22 protein-coding genes are annotated in these 18,154 nt (G+C 68.0%); 13 read left to right on the forward strand and 9 right to left on the reverse strand.

Features of this window, described 5'->3' with window-relative positions; translation table 11 throughout:
* Positions 1-24: 24 nt before the first annotated feature.
* The 3 genes from G3545_RS21170 (at position 25) to G3545_RS21180 (ending at position 2,316) form a co-directional block, all read left to right on the forward strand.
* Positions 25-759, forward strand: coding sequence for a TlpA disulfide reductase family protein (locus G3545_RS21170; protein WP_170015401.1), 735 nt, complete (start codon positions 25-27; stop codon positions 757-759).
* Between the two features lie 116 nt (positions 760-875).
* Positions 876-1,835: a DMT family transporter gene (locus tag G3545_RS21175; protein WP_170015403.1), complete on the forward strand. Its 960-nt coding sequence runs from the start codon at positions 876-878 to the stop codon at positions 1,833-1,835.
* 73 nt (positions 1,836-1,908) lie between these two features.
* Complete coding sequence (locus G3545_RS21180; RefSeq protein ID WP_170015405.1) at positions 1,909-2,316, forward strand: OsmC family protein; 408 nt, start codon at positions 1,909-1,911, stop codon at positions 2,314-2,316.
* A 151-nt stretch (positions 2,317-2,467) separates the two neighbouring features.
* Here the strand turns inward: G3545_RS21180 and G3545_RS21185 are convergent, their stop codons facing one another.
* From G3545_RS21185 to G3545_RS21225, 9 genes are all read right to left on the reverse strand, one after another.
* Positions 2,468-3,349, reverse strand: a complete 882-nt coding sequence (locus G3545_RS21185) for a 3-hydroxybutyryl-CoA dehydrogenase (RefSeq protein WP_170015407.1) — start codon at positions 3,347-3,349, stop codon at positions 2,468-2,470.
* A 93-nt stretch (positions 3,350-3,442) separates the two neighbouring features.
* Complete coding sequence (locus G3545_RS21190; RefSeq protein WP_170015409.1) at positions 3,443-4,387, reverse strand: electron transfer flavoprotein subunit alpha/FixB family protein; 945 nt, start codon at positions 4,385-4,387, stop codon at positions 3,443-3,445.
* 2 nt (positions 4,388-4,389) lie between these two features.
* Complete coding sequence (locus tag G3545_RS21195) at positions 4,390-5,142, reverse strand: electron transfer flavoprotein subunit beta/FixA family protein (RefSeq protein WP_170015411.1); 753 nt, start codon at positions 5,140-5,142, stop codon at positions 4,390-4,392.
* Positions 5,143-5,252: 110 nt separating this feature from the next.
* Entirely contained in the window at positions 5,253-5,978 is a 726-nt protein-coding gene (locus tag G3545_RS21200) for a rhomboid family intramembrane serine protease (RefSeq protein ID WP_170015413.1), read from the reverse strand.
* 70 nt (positions 5,979-6,048) lie between these two features.
* On the reverse strand, positions 6,049-6,633 hold the full coding sequence (locus tag G3545_RS21205; RefSeq protein ID WP_170015415.1) for a cob(I)yrinic acid a,c-diamide adenosyltransferase: 585 nt from the start codon (positions 6,631-6,633) through the stop codon (positions 6,049-6,051).
* A gap of 14 nt (positions 6,634-6,647) precedes the next feature.
* Positions 6,648-6,851 carry a twin transmembrane helix small protein gene (locus G3545_RS21210; protein ID WP_170015416.1) on the reverse strand — a complete coding sequence of 68 codons (204 nt, stop codon included), beginning with the start codon at positions 6,849-6,851 and terminating at the stop codon, positions 6,648-6,650.
* Positions 6,852-6,861: 10 nt separating this feature from the next.
* Positions 6,862-7,353, reverse strand: coding sequence for a TspO/MBR family protein (locus tag G3545_RS21215; RefSeq protein WP_170015418.1), 492 nt, complete (start codon positions 7,351-7,353; stop codon positions 6,862-6,864).
* Between the two features lie 54 nt (positions 7,354-7,407).
* Entirely contained in the window at positions 7,408-7,860 is a 453-nt protein-coding gene (locus G3545_RS21220; protein ID WP_246702510.1) for a host attachment family protein, read from the reverse strand.
* Positions 7,861-7,945: 85 nt separating this feature from the next.
* The gene (locus G3545_RS21225; protein WP_170018203.1) at positions 7,946-8,776 is read right to left on the reverse strand and encodes a YihY/virulence factor BrkB family protein; all 831 of its coding nucleotides are present in this window, start codon (positions 8,774-8,776) and stop codon (positions 7,946-7,948) included.
* Positions 8,777-8,948: 172 nt separating this feature from the next.
* On the opposite strand from G3545_RS21225, the gene G3545_RS21230 reads away from it, so the two are divergent.
* From G3545_RS21230 to G3545_RS21275, 10 genes are all read left to right on the forward strand, one after another.
* The gene (locus G3545_RS21230) at positions 8,949-10,262 is read left to right on the forward strand and encodes a glutamate-5-semialdehyde dehydrogenase (protein ID WP_170015420.1); all 1,314 of its coding nucleotides are present in this window, start codon (positions 8,949-8,951) and stop codon (positions 10,260-10,262) included.
* A gap of 64 nt (positions 10,263-10,326) precedes the next feature.
* Positions 10,327-11,028 carry a nicotinate-nucleotide adenylyltransferase gene (locus G3545_RS21235; RefSeq protein WP_170015422.1) on the forward strand — a complete coding sequence of 234 codons (702 nt, stop codon included), beginning with the start codon at positions 10,327-10,329 and terminating at the stop codon, positions 11,026-11,028.
* Between the two features lie 98 nt (positions 11,029-11,126).
* Positions 11,127-11,540 carry a ribosome silencing factor gene (gene rsfS, locus G3545_RS21240; RefSeq protein WP_170015424.1) on the forward strand — a complete coding sequence of 138 codons (414 nt, stop codon included), beginning with the start codon at positions 11,127-11,129 and terminating at the stop codon, positions 11,538-11,540.
* Positions 11,541-11,548: 8 nt separating this feature from the next.
* A complete protein-coding gene (gene rlmH / locus G3545_RS21245) occupies positions 11,549-12,031 on the forward strand; it encodes a 23S rRNA (pseudouridine(1915)-N(3))-methyltransferase RlmH (RefSeq protein WP_170018204.1) in 483 nt (160 codons plus the stop codon).
* A 241-nt stretch (positions 12,032-12,272) separates the two neighbouring features.
* On the forward strand, positions 12,273-13,430 hold the full coding sequence (locus G3545_RS21250; protein WP_246702511.1) for a peptidoglycan DD-metalloendopeptidase family protein: 1,158 nt from the start codon (positions 12,273-12,275) through the stop codon (positions 13,428-13,430).
* The gene (locus G3545_RS21255; RefSeq protein WP_170015428.1) at positions 13,427-14,776 is read left to right on the forward strand and encodes a S41 family peptidase; all 1,350 of its coding nucleotides are present in this window, start codon (positions 13,427-13,429) and stop codon (positions 14,774-14,776) included. Before G3545_RS21250 ends, G3545_RS21255 begins: the two co-directional genes overlap by 4 nt.
* Before the next feature lie 254 nt (positions 14,777-15,030).
* Positions 15,031-15,438, forward strand: a complete 408-nt coding sequence (locus G3545_RS21260) for a hypothetical protein (protein ID WP_170015430.1) — start codon at positions 15,031-15,033, stop codon at positions 15,436-15,438.
* 79 nt (positions 15,439-15,517) lie between these two features.
* Positions 15,518-16,057 (forward strand): RNA pyrophosphohydrolase, encoded by a 540-nt coding sequence (locus tag G3545_RS21265; RefSeq protein ID WP_170015432.1) that lies wholly within the window; start codon positions 15,518-15,520, stop codon positions 16,055-16,057.
* Positions 16,058-16,282: 225 nt separating this feature from the next.
* Entirely contained in the window at positions 16,283-16,924 is a 642-nt protein-coding gene (locus G3545_RS21270; RefSeq protein ID WP_246702512.1) for a TetR/AcrR family transcriptional regulator, read from the forward strand.
* Entirely contained in the window at positions 16,921-18,153 is a 1,233-nt protein-coding gene (locus G3545_RS21275) for an efflux RND transporter periplasmic adaptor subunit (protein ID WP_170015436.1), read from the forward strand. Before G3545_RS21270 ends, G3545_RS21275 begins: the two co-directional genes overlap by 4 nt.
* The last annotated feature ends 1 nt before the right edge of the window (position 18,154 follow it).

Genomic DNA, 18,154 nt, shown 5'->3' on the forward strand with positions numbered 1-18,154 from the left:
GCTTATTCTCCGCGAGGACCAGCGATGACCGAGGAACCCGGAACGACCAGCGGGCAGGAACCGCGTCGCGGGCGGGCCGTGCTCGTGGTCGCGGGCGCACTGGTGGCCGGCGCGCTCGTCGGGTTCGCAGGCGTATACGGGATCGCGGGCACGGGGCGCAACGGCGATGGCGTCGCCGTCGTCGCGCCCGAGGCCGGTGCCTCGGTGGCCGCCGATCCCGAATGCGCCTCGGCCAGCGAGACCGCGCGCCGCATCGCCCCGCTCGCCAAGGGCGAGGTCGCCGCCTTCGCCCCGACCACCACGCCCCGCCGGGTGCCGGACCTCGCCTTCCAGAACGCCGAGGGCAAATCGCTGCGGCTTGCCGAGGTCGCCGCCGGCGAAGTGCGGCTGGTGAACCTCTGGGCCACCTGGTGCGCGCCGTGTCGCAAGGAGATGCCGGCGCTCGACCAGCTCCAGGGCGAGATGGGCGGCAAGAATTTCGAGGTGGTGGCGCTGAACATCGACACCCGCGATCCGGCCAAGCCGAAGCAGTTCCTGGAGGAGATCGGGGTCAGGAACCTCGCCTTCTATGCCGATCCCAAGGCGCAGGCCTTCCAGGATCTGCGTGCGGTGGGGCGCGGCTTCGGCTTGCCGACCACGCTGCTGGTTGATGGCAAGGGCTGCGAGATCGGCAGTGTCGCCGGCCCGGCGGAATGGTCGAGCCCCGACGCGCTGGCGCTGATCCGCGCCGCGGTGGAGACCAAGGCGGCGACGAACTGAGGGCGACTGGCTTTCCTGCATGATGGCGAGCCTTGCGGCGGCGGCGTGAGCGATTTCGGGTGGCGCTCCCGGCCGGGGCGGTCTAACAGTCCGCTCCCGCAACGGCAGTGCCGCCCATGTCTTCGCGTGCCCCATCCGCCCCCGCTCCCATGGCGCCGCTCGACTGGGCAGCCCTGGTGCTGCTGTCGGTGATCTGGGGCGGCTCGTTCTTCTTCGGCAAGATCGCCATCGCCGAGATCCCGCCGCTGACCATGGTGCTGGCGCGCGTCGGCATCGGAGCGCTGGCGCTGGTCTTCATTGCGCGGATCCGGGGCGTCAGCATCCCGCTGGATTGGCCGCTGGCCAGGGCCTTCGCGATCCTGGGGCTGATTTCGAACGTCATCCCGTTCGGCCTCATCGCCTGGTCGCAGCAGCATATTCCGAGCGGGCTGTCCTCCATCCTCAATGCCGCGACCCCGCTCTTCACCGTGCTGGTGGCGCAGGCCTTCACGCGCGACGAGAAGCTCACCCCCTCGCGGCTCGTCGGGGTGGGGCTGGGCTTTGCCGGCGTCGCGGTGATGATGGGGCCGGCGCTGCTCGGCCAACTCGGCGGCCACCAGCTTCCCGCGCAGCTCGCCGCCATCGCGGCGACGATTTCCTATGGCTGCGCCAGCGTCTATGGCAAGCGCTTCCGCGCGCTACCGCCGCTCGGCGTCGCCATCGGCCAGCTCACCGCCTCGACCCTGATCCTGGCGCCGCTGGTTGCGCTGATCGAGCGGCCGTGGGAATTGCCGACCCCGTCCACCCACGTGCTGGCGGCGGTCACCGCGCTTGGCGTGCTGTCGACCGGCATCGCCTTCATCATGTATTTCCGCATATTGGCGCGGAATGGGGCGACCAATATCTCGCTGGTCACCTTCCTGGTGCCGGTGAGCGCGATCCTGCTCGGCGCGCTGGTGCTCGGCGAGGCGCTGGAGCCGCGCGAGTTCGCCGGCTTCGGCCTGATCGCGCTCGGCCTTGCCGCGATCGACGGGCGTCCGGGGCGGATGCTGGCGGGCATGGTGCGCGGCAAGCCGGTCTTCGGGCGTCGTCCCTGAAGCGCTGGTCCTTGAAGCGCTACCCGGCTTCTGGGACCATCGGTTCCGGCGCGCAACAAGCCGGGAGCCTTACATGCCGACCATGACCGTCGAGCTGCGCAGCATTCCGGACACCCAGGCGGCGGTCGGCTGGGCCGGCGACCATACCATCGTCGTCGACCGGCCGGAGGGCAAAGCGGGCGGCATGGGGCTCGGTTTCAATGGCGGGCAACTGCTCGGCCTCGCCATTGGCGGGTGCATGTGCAACGACCTGCACTATGTCGCGCACGAGATGGGCATCCGCCTGGCGTCGATCCGGGTGGCGGTCGAGGTGAGCTTCGAGGGCGCTCCGCTGCTCGCGACCGGTGCGGTGATGAAGGTGGATGTCACCAGCCTCGACACTAACGCCGACATTGCCGGCCTGCTCAAGCGGGCCAAGGAGACCTCCACCGTCGCCAATTCAATCGCGCGGGGCGTGCCGGTGGAGATGGTGCAGGGTTGAAGCGGTGTGAGCGGGATAGGTAAAGCGGTCCAATTCCCCGTCATGGCCGGGCTTGTCCCGGCCATCTCGATTCCCGATGCGCTGTCAGGAATCGAGATCCCCGGCACGAGGCCGGGGATGACGGTGGTCTTGGGCTTCAAGCCCCCAAACCTCAGCGGGTCGGGATCGGCTTCTCGCCGCGGTAGTCGTAGAAGCCGCGCTGGGTCTTGCGGCCGAGCCAGCCGGCCTCGACATATTTCACCAGCAACGGGCACGGGCGGTACTTGGAATCGGCCAGACCCTCATGCAGCACCTGCATGATGGAGAGGCACGTATCCAGCCCGATGAAGTCGGCGAGCTGGAGCGGGCCCATCGGATGGTTGGCCCCAAGCCGCATCGCGGTGTCGATGGCATCCACCGAGCCGACGCCCTCATAGAGCGTGTAGATCGCCTCGTTGATCATCGGCAGTAAAATGCGATTGACCATGAAGGCCGGGAAATCCTCCGACACCGCATAGGTCTTGCCCAGCCGGGTGACGAACTCCTTCGACAGTTCGAAGGTCTCGTCCTCGGTGGCTATGCCGCGCACCAGCTCGACGAGCTGCATGATCGGCACCGGGTTCATGAAGTGGATGCCGATGAAGCGCTCCGGCCGGTCGGTGGAGGCGGCGAGCCGGGTGATGGAGATGGAGGAAGTGTTGGTGGCGAGGATCGCCTCCGGCTTCAGATGCGGGCACACCTCGGTGAAGATGCGCCGCTTGATCTCTTCCTTTTCCACCGCCGCCTCGATGACGAGGTCGGCATCGGCAAGCGAGGCGGTCTTGTCGGAACCCTGGATGCGGGCGAGCGCGGCCTGCCGCTCTTCCTCGCTGTACATCCCCTTGGACACCTGGCGGACCATGTTGCCATTGATGGTGGCAAGCCCCGACTTGATGCGGTCGGCGGCAAGGTCGTTGAGGATCACCTCATAGCCGGCAAGCGCGCAGACATGCGCGATGCCGTTGCCCATCTGGCCGGCGCCGATGATGCCGATGCTCTTGATCTCGAACGCCATGATGCTGCCCGCAGCCTTCCCGAAAGGTCGTTACCAACGCCGACCCCAGCTTGCACTGTGCGCGGCGACTGATGAATGTCGTTATAATGACTGTCAGGCTTTCGCTTTGGCAATTTCCGCGGTGAGCGCCGGCACGATCTCGAACAGGTCGCCGACCAGGCCATAGTCCGCCACCTGGAAGATCGGGGCTTCCTCGTCCTTGTTGATGGCGACGATGACCTTGGAATCCTTCATGCCGGCCAGATGCTGGATGGCGCCGGAAATGCCGACCGCGACATAAAGCTCCGGCGCGACCACCTTGCCAGTCTGGCCGACCTGCCAGTCATTCGGGGCGTAGCCGGCATCGACCGCGGCGCGCGAAGCGCCAACCGCGGCGCCCAGCGCATCGGCCAGCGGCTCGATCAGCTTGTGAAAATTCTCCGAGGAGCCGAGCGCGCGCCCGCCCGAGACGATGAGCCGGGCGGCGGTGAGCTCCGGCCGGTCCATATGGGCGATGTTCTCGCTGAGGAAGCGCGACAGGCCGGGGTCGGCCGCCGGGTCCACGGCGCGGATCGGCGCGGCTCCACCCTCACCGGCCGCCGCGAAGGACGCGGTGCGCACGGTGATGACCTTCTTCGCCTCGGAAGAGCGCACGCGCTGGATGGCGTTGCCGGCATAGATGGCGCGCTCGAAGGTGTCGGGCGCCACCACCTTGGAGATGTCCGAGAGCTGCATGACGTCGAGCAGCGCGGCGATGCGCGGCATCACGCTCTTCCAGGTCGCGCTCGAAGGCGCGAGCAGGGCGTCATAATTCGGGGCCAACGCAACCCCGAGCGCGGCGAGCGGCTCGGCGAGGCGGTGCGCATAGAGCGGGGAATCCACCAGCAGCACCTCGGCGACGCCGTCGAGCCTGGCGGCGGCCTCGGCGGCGGGGCGGGCATTGCCGCCGGCCACCAGCACATGCACCGGCGCGCCCAGCGCCACGGCAGCGGTGAGCGCCTTGGCGGTGACGGCATTCAGCGTGGCGTCGTCATGTTCGGCAAACAGCAGCGTCGCCATCTTTAGAGCACTCCCGCCTCGGTCTTGAGCTTCGCCACCAGTTCGGCCGCGGAGGCCACCTTCACGCCGCCGGTGCGGCCGGGCGGATCGAAGGTCGTCAGCACTTCGAGGCGCGGCGCGATATCGACGCCGAGCGTCTCCGGCGTCTTCTCGTCGATCGGCTTCTTCTTGGCCTTCATGATGTTGGGCAGGCTGGCATAGCGCGGCTCGTTGAGCCGCAGATCAGTGGTGAGAATGGCCGGCAGCGGCAGCGCGACGATCTGCAGGCCGCCATCGATCTCGCGCGTCACCTCGAGGCCGGCGTCGGTCACCACCACCTTGGAGGCGAAGGTAGCCTGCGGCCAGCCGAGCAGCGCGGCGAGCATCTGGCCGGTCTGGTTGGAATCATCGTCGATCGCCTGCTTGCCGAGGATGACGAGCGAGGGGCCTTCCTCCTCGACGATCTTCTTCAGGAGCTTGGCAACCGCGAGCGGCTCGACCGAGGCGCTCTCGGTCTTCACCCAGATGCCGCGGTCGGCGCCCATGGCGAGCGCGGTGCGGATGGTTTCGTCGGTCTTCACCGGGCCGATGGAGACGGCGATGATCTCGCTCGCCTTGCCGGCCTCCTTGAGGCGCAGCGCTTCCTCGACGGCGATCTCGTCGAACGGGTTCATCGACATCTTGACATTGGCAAGCTCGACCCCGGACCCGTCCGGACGGACGCGGATCTTGACGTTGTAGTCGACCACCCGCTTCACGGGGACGAGTATCTTCATCGGCAGCACTCGCGGCGCGCCGTCGGAGGACCGGCGAACGGGCAAATGCGACGCGGCGGCCGACGAGCTTCAGGGGAATGCGGGCAACCTATGGGCCACCTTCCGCCCTGTCAATGCGGGGATTCGGCCGCGGGTGGCGGGGTTCCATCCGGCGTGCGCACCAGGAGCGGCACACCCTTGCGGCGCAGGAAGACGACGAGGACCGCGCCGGCGATGAGCCCGCCTATGTGCGCCCAGAAGGCGGTGCCGTCGTCGGTGGACGTGGCGATGCTCCACACCTGGAAGACGATCCAGGCGCTGATCGGCCACACTGCGGGGATGCGCAGCGGGATGCGCATGAAGATCAGCGCCCAGAGCCGGACATTGGGGTGCAGCAGCAGATAGGCCGCGACCACGCCCGCCACCGCCGCCGAGGCGCCGACCAGCGGAATCTCGGAAGCGGGCTGCATCAGGATGTGAGTGAGGCCGCCGACCACGCCGCAGGCGAGGTAGAAGATGGCATAGCGCACATGGCCGAGCGCATCCTCGACATTGTCGCCGAACACCGCGAGGAAGGCCATGTTGCCGATGAGGTGCATCCAGCCACCGTGCAGGAACATGTAGGTGACGAGCGTCAGCTCGGCGGGCAGTCGCACCAGTTCCGGCGGCAGGATGGCGGTGCGGCTGACCACGGCGGGGATGGCGCCGTATTCGAAGGCCGAGGCGGTGTCGACCTGCGCCTCATAGCCATGCTGGAACAGCACGAAGATCAGCACATTGGCGGCGATGATAGCCCAATTGACATAGGCATGGCGCACGTCTTCCAGCGGGTTGTCGTCGCTCAAAGGAAGGAACATCGCCGGGCTCGGTTGTGCAGGGGCCGGCTACAAGATGGAGTGTACGCAGCGAAAACGCTAGTCGCCGCCATTACTCCCCGCGGCCGGCCGCCGGCACCCACAGCACGTCGCCGTCGCCCTTGTCGTTAACGTAGCGGCTCATGACGAAGAGCAGGTCGGACAGCCGGTTGAGGTAACGGATCGCAGGCGCGCCGACGCTCTCGCATTCCTGCTGCGACAGCTCGACCGCGAGCCGCTCGGCGCGGCGGCACACGGTGCGCGCAACATGCAGATGCGCCGCGGCCGGCATGCCCGCCGGCAGCACGAAGGAGCGCAGCGGCTTGAGGCCGGCATTCACGCGGTCAATGTCGCGCTCAAGCTTGTCCACCTGCGCGTCGACGATGCGCAGCGGCTCATAGGCCAGGCGTTCCCCGGTGTCGCGGGTCGAGAGGTCGGCGCCGAGATCGAACAGGTCGTTCTGGATGCGCGCCAGCATGGCGTCGAGCTCGGGCAGGTCGGCGAGATGCAGCCGGGCGACGCCGATGGCGGCGTTGGTCTCGTCCACCGTGCCGTAGGCAGAGACACGCAGGTCGTATTTCGGCCGCCGTTCGCCGGAGCCGAGCGCGGTGGTGCCGTCGTCGCCGGTGCGCGTATAGATGCGGTTGAGGACGACCATGGCGCCTGTCCGTTCTAGCCGCGGTGCATCAGGGCGACGGTGCCGAGCACCAGCACGAAGGCGATGAATTGCAGGAAGACGCGCCAGCGCATCAGCTTCTGCGAGCGCTCCGGCGAGCCGCCCTTCGCCATATTGTGGAGGCCGAGGAACAGCACGGTCGCCACCGAGGCGAGCGCCAGCGGGATCAGCGCGAACTTGGCGATGGTGACAAAGTCCATGAGCGGCTCCCTATCCCTGCGCGGCTCGGTTCATGGCCAGGATGGCTGCGTTCAGCACTGCCGCATAGGAGACCCATAGCAGATAGGGTGCAAGCAGCCAGGCAGCGATGCGGTCGATGCGCGCGCAGGCGAAGATCGTCGCCAGGATCGCCAGCCAAAGTGCGATGATGACGACCAGCCCCCAGCCGATCGCCTCCAGCCCGAAGAACACCGGCGACCACAGGCCGTTGAGCGCGAGCTGGACGAAGAACAAGAGCAGGGCGAGTTGGCGCGCCGGGCTCGGCCCATGCTTTTCCCACAGCCGCCACAGGCACACCGCCATCAGCACATAGAGCGTGGTCCAGACGATGGGGAACACCGCATCCGGCGGCGTGAAGGACGGCTTGGCAAGACCAGCATACCAGGTCGGGATCTGCGGCGTGGTGGCCAGCGAGCCGACCGCGCCGACGGCGAGGGTGAGCCCGACGGCGACGACGAGGCGGAAGAAGGAGAGCGGCTTCATGCGCCCCTTTCTACGATGCTGCGGCGGGGCGGGCTACCGGCATTGGCGGCATCCTCATGCCGCCAGCATCTTCTCGATCTCATAGACCGGCAACCTGACCAGGTCGCGGTCGACCTCCGCGGCGAGTGCTCGGGATATGGCGTGGGTGTAGAGCGGACGTATCACGCCAAGCGCCCGCGGTGGGGCGACGATGATGAGGGCGTGCGTCTCGCCGGCCTGCAGCGCCTTGTCGAGCCGGGCGACGATGCGGCGCAGGAAGGCGCGCTCAGCCTGGTCGTGCCAGTCGGTGGTCTCAACGGCGCTGCGGGCGGCGGTGGCGGATTCATGGACCCGGCCCGGCGCATCGCTGCCCTGTTGGGAGGTTGGCGGATTTTCCTGTTCGTGCACCTCGAAGGTGCGCAGGTTCGGATAGAGCTCGTCGCCGATATTGGCCAGCAGCAGCGCCTTGCGGCCGTCGCAGACGACGACCCAGGCGCCGGCATCGAGCTTGGTCCCCAGATGGCTCACCGCATTTCTCCTTAGCCGACGGCGGATTCCCGCGAACGTCAAACGCCGGGAGCGGCCGGGAGTTTCATGCGCCGATCGTGATCGCTCAGCGGCCCTCGCGGGCGCGGCGGATGGCGGAGTTCAGCTCCCCGCCATAGATGAAGATCGAGGCGGTGGTGTAGAGGAACACCAGCGCGATCATCACCGACGCGAGGCCGGCATAGGTGGTGACGTAATTGCCGGCGAATTCCGCGAGATAGCGCCCGAACGCAGCGCCGGCGGCAAGCCAGAGACCAAGCGTCACCAAAATGCCGGGCGCGACATCGCTGAGCCGCCGCCTGCCCGAGGGCAACCACATATGGGCGACGAGCAGCGCGACGATCAGGATCGCCGAGGTCGCGGCATAGCGCAGGAAGGTGATGATCCAGCCGAACGGGGTGAGCGCCGGCACCCAGCGCACCGCGGCGAGCCACAGCACCGGCCCGAGCACCACGAGAAAGGACAGCGCCAGCAGCCCGGCGGCGCCGACCAGCACATAGCCGATGGATTCGAGGCGCAAGAGATACCAGGGCCGCATCTCGCGCACGCCATAGGCGCGGTTCAGCCCGATGCGCAGGCTCTCTATGCCGTTCGAGGAGAAGTAGACCGCCAGCACCACGCCGATGGTCAGCACGTCGGTGCGCACCTGGGTGAGCACATTGCGGATCTCGTTGCCGATCGGCGCCGCCACCTGCGCCGGCCAGGCCTCCAGCAGCAGCTGGACGGTCTCGTCGGCGAGGTTCTTGAAATCGAAGAAGGCGGCGAGCGCGGTGACGAAGATCAGGAACGGGAAGAGCGACATCAGCGCGGAAAGCGCGATGTGGCTCGCGATTGCCCAGCCGTCGTCCTCGACGAAACGCCAGAAGGCGTCGAGCGCGATGTCATAGGCTCGCAGCAGCAACAGGCTCTCCGCCGTGGTTCGTTCGCCCCGTCACATCGGACGTTGCGGCGAAAATGGCAAGGGCGGAGGTAACGCGACCAGGCCGCAGCTGCGGACAACTTGGCGCAGCCGCCGCGGTCTGTGCTAAGAGAAGCGCCCGCTTCGCCGTTGATGTCGCAGAGTTATCACCATGTCTGCCGCGAGTTCGTCCGCCGCGCCTTCCCATCTCCGCCCCATTGAGGGTGAGGACGTTCCGGCGTTGATGCGCGAGATCGGCCGGCGCGCCCGTGCCAGTGCCCGGGTGCTCGCGCTGGCGCCCGCGGAGACCAAGCGCACGGCGCTGCTTGCCGCCGCGGAGGCGATCCGCAGGGCGGTGCCGGCCATCCTCGCCGCCAATGCCGAGGACGTCGCCGCCGCCAGTGCCTCCGGCATGGGCGCCTCGATGCTCGACCGGCTGACGCTCACCGAGGCCCGCATCGCCGCGACGGCCGCCGGCGTTGCCGAGATCGCAGAGATCCCCGACCCCGTCGGCACGGTGACGGAGCGCTGGTCGCGGCCGAACGGGCTGGAGCTGGAGCGCGTGCGCACCCCGCTCGGCGTGGTCGGCGTCATCTATGAGAGCCGGCCGAATGTCACGGCGGACGCCGGCAGCCTCTGCCTCAAGGCCGGCAATGCGGTGATCCTGCGCGGCGGCTCGGACAGTTTCCATTCCAGCCGCGCCATCCATGCCGCGATGGTCGAGGGGCTGGTCTCGGCCGGTCTGCCTGCGGACGCGATCCAGCTGGTGCCGACCCGCGACCGCGCCGCGGTGGGCGAGATGCTGGCCGGGCTCGGTGGGTCCATCGATGTCATCGTGCCGCGGGGCGGCCGCAGCCTGGTCGAGCGGGTGCAGAACGAGGCGCGGGTGCCGGTGTTCGCGCATCTCGAAGGGCTGGTGCACATCTATGTCGACCATACCGCCGAGCTCGCCAAGGCGCTCGATATCGTGCGCAACGCCAAGCTTCGGCGCACCAGTGTGTGCGGAGCTGCAGAGACGTTGCTGGTCGAGCGTTCGGCGGCGGCGAGCCATATGAAGCCTCTGGTGACGATGCTGCTCGACGCCGGCTGCGAGGTGCGCGGCGACGCCGAGGTGCAGGCGGCCGACGCCCGGGTACAGCCCGCAACCGACGCCGACTGGGTGACGGAGTATCTCGACGCCATCATCTCGGTCCGGCTGGTGGATGGGCTCGACATGGCCATTCATCACATCGAAACTCATGGCTCGCATCACACCGACGCCATCCTCACCGAGGACGCGGCGGCGGCGGCGCGGTTCATGGCCGAGGTCGATTCGGCCATCGTGGTGCACAACGCCTCGACCCAGTTCGCCGATGGCGGCGAGTTCGGCTTCGGCGGCGAGATCGGCATCGCCACCGGGCGCATGCATGCGCGGGGGCCGGTGGGGGCCGAGCAATTGACCTCGTTCAAATACCGGGTGCACGGCACCGGCCAGACCCGGCCGTGACGATGACGGCTGGCTTGCTCCCTCTCTCCGTGGGGGAGAGGGCTGGGGTGAGGGGGACTGCGCCATGAATACGGGTGCGCCTCCCCCCTCACCCGGCGCGTTCCGCGCCGACCTCTCCCCCACGGGGAGAGGTGAGGAGAAGATTCCGCCGCTGGCGGCAGGGATGCGGATCGGGCTCTATGGCGGCTCGTTCAATCCGGCGCACGCGGCGCATCGCGCGGCAAGCCTGCTGGCCTTGAAGCGGCTGCGGCTCGACCGGGTCTGGTGGCTGGTCAGCCCCGGCAACCCGCTCAAGGACAATCATGCGCTGCCTTCGCTCAATGAACGCCTCGCCAAGGCGCGCGCGGTCTCGCACCATCCGCTGCTGGTGCCGACCGGGCTCGAGGCCGGCCTCGGCACCCGCTACAGCTACGACACGGTGGCCGCGCTGGTGCGGCGTTATCCGGCGGTGCGGTTCGTCTGGCTGATGGGCGCCGACAATCTCGCCAGCTTCCACCGCTGGCAGCGCTGGCGCGACATTGCCGATCTGGTGCCGATCGCGGTGATCGACCGCATGGGCGAGACCTTCCCGGCGATGAGCGCCCCGGCCGCAAAGGCGCTGGCCTCCAGGCGAATCGACGAGAGCGACGCGCCATGCCTGGCGTCGATGCGCCCGCCGGCCTGGGTGTACCTGCATGGCCTCAAATCGCCGCTCTCCTCCACGCAGATACGTGCCCAAGCGGCAGCCGGGAACGGGTCGCCACCCGGTGATTTTTCCGGCAGTTGAAAAACCAGGGCCGAACACCTTATCTTAGGGGAGCGTCGGCGGCCGGATTGGTCCGCCCGTCGGACGCGAATGAGAGAGGAAACGGACCCCTGTCCATATTGGCGCTCTCCGCAGCCGCCTCCGCTCCGGCGCCTGCACCGGTCTCCGAAACGCGCATCGACGCCGAGGAGATCCTGGCCACCATCCTGGCCCGTCTCGACGACGACAAGGCCGAGGAAATCGTCACCATCGAACTGCGCGGCAAGACGACGATCGCCGACTACATGGTGGTCGCCTCCGGCCGTTCGCAGCGCCACGTAGGCGCCGTCGCCGAGCATATCGTCGAGGCGCTGAAGCAGCGTGGCGTGAAAAACATCCGGATCGAGGGCCTGCCGGCCTGCGACTGGGTGCTGATCGATGCAAGCGATGTCATCGTCCACGTCTTCCAGCCGGAAGTGCGCGGCTTCTACAATATCGAGAAGATGTGGTCGGGCGCACGTCCGGACGTCTCGCCGAAGCTGTCGCGCGGCTGAGCCGCGCGGTGCGTCTCATCATCGTTGCCGTCGGGCGGATGAAGTCCGGTCCCGAAAGGGAACTCTGCGATCGCTATCTCGACCGGGCGCGCAAAGGCGGGCGCCCGCTTGGCCTCAGCGGTCCCGATGTGATCGAGATCGGCGAGAGCGCGGGGCGCCGGCCTGCCGAGCGCATGACGGAAGAGGCCACCGGCATCCTCGCCGCCTTGGGCGAAGAGACCGCCGTTCTGGCACTCGACCCTAAAGGCGCCGAAATCTCCAGCGAAGACCTAGCGGCCGACATGGCGGCGTTGCGTGACCGCGGCGTGCGAGCGCTCTCCTTCCTGATCGGCGGTGCCGACGGGCTGGGGGATGTGGCGCGCGAGCGGGCCGACCGCATGGTCGCCTTCGGCCGGGCTACCTTCCCGCACCAATTGGTGCGGGTGATGCTCGCCGAGCAGATCTACCGGGCGACGACAATTCTTGCAGGCCACCCCTACCACAAGGCGTGAGGCGATCCTCCGCGCTGTTGCTGGTGGAGTGTCGGCTTATGGTTAATGCAGACTTAACGATCTTGGCCGCTATCTAGATTCCATGCGCTCCTCCGACACGCGGATGCTCTCGGCTCTCGCCGGCGTCGCGCTCCTCGCCATTGGCGTAGGGGCAGGGGCGAAGGCTTGGGCCGATCCGGCCGATGATGCCGCGCGCCGCGCCGCCGAGCAGAAGCAGCGCATCGACCAGATCGGCGAGCAGATGAAGGGCAGCGCCGCCGAGCAGCAGCGGCTGAAGGCCGAGATCACGGCCATCAAGGATGACCGGGCGCGGCTGACCACGGCGCTGCTGGACGCGGCCACGCGGATTCGCGGCGTCGAACAGAAGCAGAATGAGAGCGAGGGGCGCCTTCTCGAGCTGACGCGGCAGGAGACCGATATCAGGCGCTCGCTCGACAGCCGCCGCGGCGTGCTGGCCGAAGTGTTGGGCGGCTTGGCGCGGCTGGGGCGCGATCCGCCGCCGGCGCTGCTGGTGCGCCCCGACGACGCGCTCGATTCCGTGCGCTCGGCAATGGTACTCGGCGCCGTGCTGCCGGAGCTCAAGCGGGAGACCGAGATACTGGTCAATGACCTCGCGGCGCTCGACGCGGTGCGCAAGCAGGCCTCGGCCGAACGCGATGCTCTCGCAGAATTGAAGGCCTCGATGGGCGAGGAGCGGCGGCGCCTCGCGGCGCTGGTCGAGCAGCGCCAGAAGAATCTCGACGATGGCGAGGTTGCGCTGCAGACCGAGCAGCAGCGCGCCGAGGCGCTGGCCGCCGAGGCGAGCAATGTGCGCGAGCTCCTCGCGCGCATGGAGACCGAGGTTGCCGCTGCCAAACGTGCCGCAGAAGCTGCAAAAGCGGCGGAGAACAAGCCACAGCAAGGCCCCGGCGGCAAGCTTGCGGCGCTGCAGGATCCGGGCCGGCTTTCGCCAAGCATTGCTTTCGCCGATGCACGCGGTACGCTGAACCTTCCGGCCGGTGGCTCGGTTGTAAAGGCTTTCGGTACGTCAGACGGCTTCGGCGGGCAGGAGAAGGGCGTCACCTTCGGCACCCGTCCGGAGGCGCAAGTATCGGCACCGTGCGACGGCTGGGTGGTCTATGCAGGTCCGTTCCGTTCTTATGGCCAACTATTGATCATCAATGCCGGCGGCGGATACCATATTCTTTTGGCGGGAATGGATAAGATAACGGTGGAACTGGGACAGTTCGTGCTGTCAGGCGAACCGGTGGCGGTCATGGGGCAAGGACCGCGCCTGGCATCGTCGGTCGGCCTCGGAACCGCCCAACCCATTCTCTATGTCGAATTCCGCAAGGACGGCGATTCGATAGACCCAACGCCTTGGTGGGCGACGAGCGAAAGCGAGAAGGTACGCGGATGATGCGTAGGACGACTGTATTTCTGATGGGCGCGGCGGCTGGCGCCTTGATCGCCGTCGGCGCCTCCCAACCGCGGCTGATACTGGAGCCCGGCACGGCCATGGCGGCCGCCTCCGATACCTATCGGCAGCTCAACCTGTTCGGCGACATCTTCGAGCGCGTCCGTGCCGACTATGTCGAGAAGCCGGAAGACGCCAAGCTGATCGAGGCGGCCATCAACGGCATGCTCTCCTCGCTCGATCCGCACTCCACCTATATGGACGCGAAGAATTTCCGCGACATGCAGGTGCAGACCCGCGGCCAGTTCGGCGGGCTCGGCATCGAGGTCACGATGGAAGACGGGCTCGTCAAGGTGGTCTCGCCGATCGACGATACCCCGGCGGCCAAGGCCGGCGTGCAGGCCGGCGACCTGATCTCCAAGCTCGACGACACCGAGGTGAAGGGCCTGTCGCTCAGCGAGGCGGTGGAAAAGATGCGCGGCGCGGTCTCCACGCCGATCAAGCTGACCATCATCCGCAAGGGCTCGGACAAGCCGATCGAGCTGACGCTGGTGCGCGACGTCATCAACATCAAGTCGGTGCGCGGCCGCGTCGAGGGTGACGACATTGCCTATGTCCGCATCACCTCCTTCTCGGAGCAGACCTCCGAGGGCCTGAAGGAGCAGATGGAGACGCTTGCCAAGCAGATCGGCGAGGACAAGCTGAAGGGCTACATCATCGACCTGCGCAACAATCCGGGCGGTTTGCTCGACCAGGCGGTGGAGGTGTCCGACACCTTCCTCGAGCGCGGCGAGATCGTCTCCACCCGCGGCCGCAATGCCGACGAGACCGAGCGCCGCAACGCCCGTCCGGGCGACCTCGCCAAGGGCAAGCCGGTGATCGTGCTGGTCAATGGCGGCTCCGCCTCGGCCTCCGAGATCGTCGCCGGCGCGCTGCAGGATCACAAGCGGGCGACCATCCTCGGCTCGCTCTCCTTCGGCAAGGGCTCGGTGCAGACCGTGATCCCGGTCTCCGGCAATGCCGCGATCAAGCTGACCACGGCGCGCTACTACACGCCGTCGGGTCGCTCGATCCAGGCCAAGGGCATCCAGCCCGACATCGAGCTGGTGCAGGATGTGCCGGCCGACGTGAAGGAGAAGGCGGAGGCCGCCGGCGTCGACACCACGCGCGGCGAGGCCTCGCTGAAGGGCCACCTGAAGAACGGCGACGACGAGAAGACCGGCTCGCCGGCCTATGTTCCGCCGGATCCGAAGGACGACACCCAGCTCAAGCTGGCCGTCGACCTGATGCACGGCGTGCAGAAGAATGCCGCCTATCCGGCCGATCCGAAGGCCGCGGTCCCGAACTGACGGAACGCAGAAAATGAGGCCCCGCCGCAACACCGGCGGGGCCTTTTTGCCGCGTACCAGAGCCCTATCCGCTCGGATGGAATCATCCGAGCGAGAAGATAAGGCTCTAGATTCAATAGGTTGAAGCATATTCTGAGCGCAAAGGCCTTCCAACTTTTGCACAACATGCTTTTGATTGCCGGCTGGTTCTGCCCCGATCCTGCCTTGGTCCGGCGCCATACGTTCGGCGTCGATTCGCATGGAAAACGTTCGCAATGAACGAGCTTGACGCTCCGCTCGGCCTTGACACCGCTGAGCACGATCGTGCCTGCAACCATGCCGCGGTGGCGGTATTCGGCCTGACTGCCCTTGCCATCCTTGCCGGCGGGGTCGGCTGGTACTCGTTGCGCAGTCCTCCGGCCGAGGCGCCGGTGGCGATCGATTTCGCCTCTCCCGCTGCCGCCGCGGTCTCGGCCGACGCGCCGGTGCTGCGCCAGGACCTGCGGGACGAGCCGCTGGCGAGCGCGCCGGTTACCATCCAGCGCAGCGTCACCATCATCGACGGCAAGACTGGCAAGCGCGAGACCGTCATGCTCGGCCCGGATACCGACGACGACGCGCCGACCGGCGGCATCATGCCGGCCGCCGCCAGCATCGACACCGCGCCCGCCGTGGTGCGCTGACGGCGCCCTCCGCCGTCGCTGCTGCATTTTCCGTTCTAGAATAGCCTCCCCGGTTCGCCTCCTTCCCGGAGATCGGTTCATGGCGCGCGAAAAGATCCCGTTCGAAGAGCTGCCCTATCGCCCCTGCGTCGGCGTGGTGCTGGTCAATCGCGACGGCCTGGTCTTCATGGGCCAGCGCATTGGCGGGCCGGAGCATGTCGATGCCACCCATAGCTGGCAGATGCCGCAGGGCGGCATCGACGCCGGCGAGACCCCCATGGAGGCCGCGATCCGCGAGCTCTATGAGGAGACCAATGTGCGCTCGACCACGCCGATCGCCGAGGCCGAGGAATGGCTCGCCTATGACCTGCCGAAGCCGGTCGCCGAGGAGGCGTGGAAGGGCAGGTATCGCGGCCAGACCCAGAAATGGATCGCGCTGCGCTTCACCGGCGATGACGACGAGATCAATGTGCGGCAGCCGGGCGGCGGCCATCACAAGCCGGAATTCACCGCCTGGCGCTGGGAGCGGCTGGAGAACACGCCCGAACTCATCATCCCGTTCAAGCGTGCCGTCTATGACCGCGTGGTGAAGGAATTCGCGCCACGGCTGGTGGCGCTCAGGGCCAGCCGGGGCGGATAAGCCGGCCGCATCTTCTTCCCCTCTCCCGCTTGCGGGGGAGCGCCGGGGAGGGGGGCGTTTCCGCGAGCGCCCAGCCTATTCCCCCCTTCAGACTCGCCTGACGGCCACTCCGCGGCGGCGGTAATTCCGATGCGAACGAACGTTCGCTCTTGATTTTGCCACATCCCTTGCGTAATGCGAACGAACGTTCGCTCCAGCTTCCTGGGCGCGCATCAGGGATGGTCGATGACCGCTATTGCCGAGATCGCCGAAGCGAAAGGCAAGGCTGAGCGGCCAAGCCCGCGCCGCCGTGTGCTCGACGCCGCCGCGCAGTGTTTCACCCGCAACGGCTTCCACGCCACCTCGATGCACGTGATCTGCGCCGCCGCCGAGATGAGTCCCGGCGCGCTCTATCGCTATTTCCCCTCCAAGGAAGCGATCATCATCGCCATCGTCGAGGAGGAACGCAGCGCGCGCGTCGCCCTGTTCGAGGAGCTCGACCGGGCGCCGTCCTTCGTCGGCGGCCTGCTGGAGATGGGCCGCAAGCTGTTCTCCGGCGAACTGCCTTTCGTCTGCGCCGATCTCGGCCCAGAGGTCGCCGCCGAGGCGGCGCGCAACGACAAGCTCCGGGCGATGTTCGAGGAAGTCGAGGCGGAGATGAACACCGCCATGCGCAGCGCCCTCGTCAAGGGCCAGGAGCGCGGCGAGATCGCCCGCGACCTCGATCTCGACAGCGTGCTGCTGCTGATCCAGTCGCTCGGCGACGGGATGCAGATCCGCAACAATCTCGAGGCGCCTGGCGCCTTGCTCGACGCCTTGCCTGGGCTCGGCGTGCTGCTCACTCGCATGCTGGCACCGCAATCCGCATTTGTGGACACCCAATCATGAGCGCCCGCCGCTTCCTCTTCACGCTCGCCGCCATCGCCGTCGTCGGCGCCGCGGGCGCCTATGTGTTCCGCGACCGGCTGCCGGCCGGGTTCGGGGTCACCGAGCCGGCGCAGGCCACCGCGCCCGTCACGCCCGAGCGGGCGCGCGGCGTCTCCGTGTCGGTGGTCCCGGCGACGCGGCGCACCGTCGCCGAGCGCCTGCCGGTGACCGGTACGCTGGTGCCCCGCGAGGAGATCATGGTGGGTCCGGAGATCGACGGCTTCCGCATCGTCGAGATCTTCGCCGACGAGGGCGACCGCGTCGCCAAGGGCCAGGTGCTGGCGCGGCTGTCGCGCGACATGCTCGACACGCTGCTGGCGCAGAACACCGCGAACGCCGCCAAGGCGGTTGCGGCCATCGCCCAGCAGAAGGCGGCGCTGGAACAGGCCAAGGCGCAGCAGGTCGAGGCGGAAGCCTCGGTCGAGCGCGCCCGCACGCTCCGCAAGACCGGCGCCACCTCGCAGGAAGTGCTGGACCAGCGCGAGCGCGCGGTGAAGGTCACCGCGGCCCAGGTGGTCGCCGCGGAGGAAATGGTGGTCGCCGCGGAAGCCGACGTGAAGCAGGTCGCCGCCGCGCGTGCCGAGATCGAGGTCCGCATCGCCCGCACCGACATCAAGGCGCCGGAGGCCGGCATCGTCTCGGCCCGCGCCGCGCGCCTCGGCGCCATCGTGCTCTCGGCCAATACCGAGCCGCTGTTCCGCATCGTGAAGGACGGCGCCATCGACCTCGATGCCGATGTGCCGGAATCCATGCTGCCGCGGATCGCGCCCGGCTTCACCGTGGCGGTGACGCCCGCCGGCTTCGAGACCCCGGTGATCGGCACCATCCGCCTCGTCGGTGCCAAGGTCGACCCCGCCACCCGCCTCGCCCGCGTCGCCGTCGCGCTGCCCGACGACAAGCGCCTGCGCCCGGGCGCCTATGGCCGCGGCGTCATCGAGATCGCCCAGCGCGAGGGCGTGGCGCTGCCGCAATCCGCCGTGCAGTTCGGCGACGAGGGCGCGTTCGTACTGGTCGTCGACGGCGAGACGGTGCGCGTGCGCACCGTGAAGACCGGCCTCAAGGGCGAGGGCGTCATCGAGATCACCGAGGGCGTCAAGGAGGGCGAGATCGTCGTCGCCCGCGCCGCCGGCTTCCTGCGCGACGGCGACCGGGTGACGCCGGTGCCGGCCACTGGTGCTTCCGGAGCCTGAG

The organism is Starkeya sp. ORNL1 (assembly GCF_012971745.1).
In the GTDB taxonomy this organism is placed as follows: Bacteria; Pseudomonadota; Alphaproteobacteria; order Rhizobiales; family Xanthobacteraceae; genus Ancylobacter.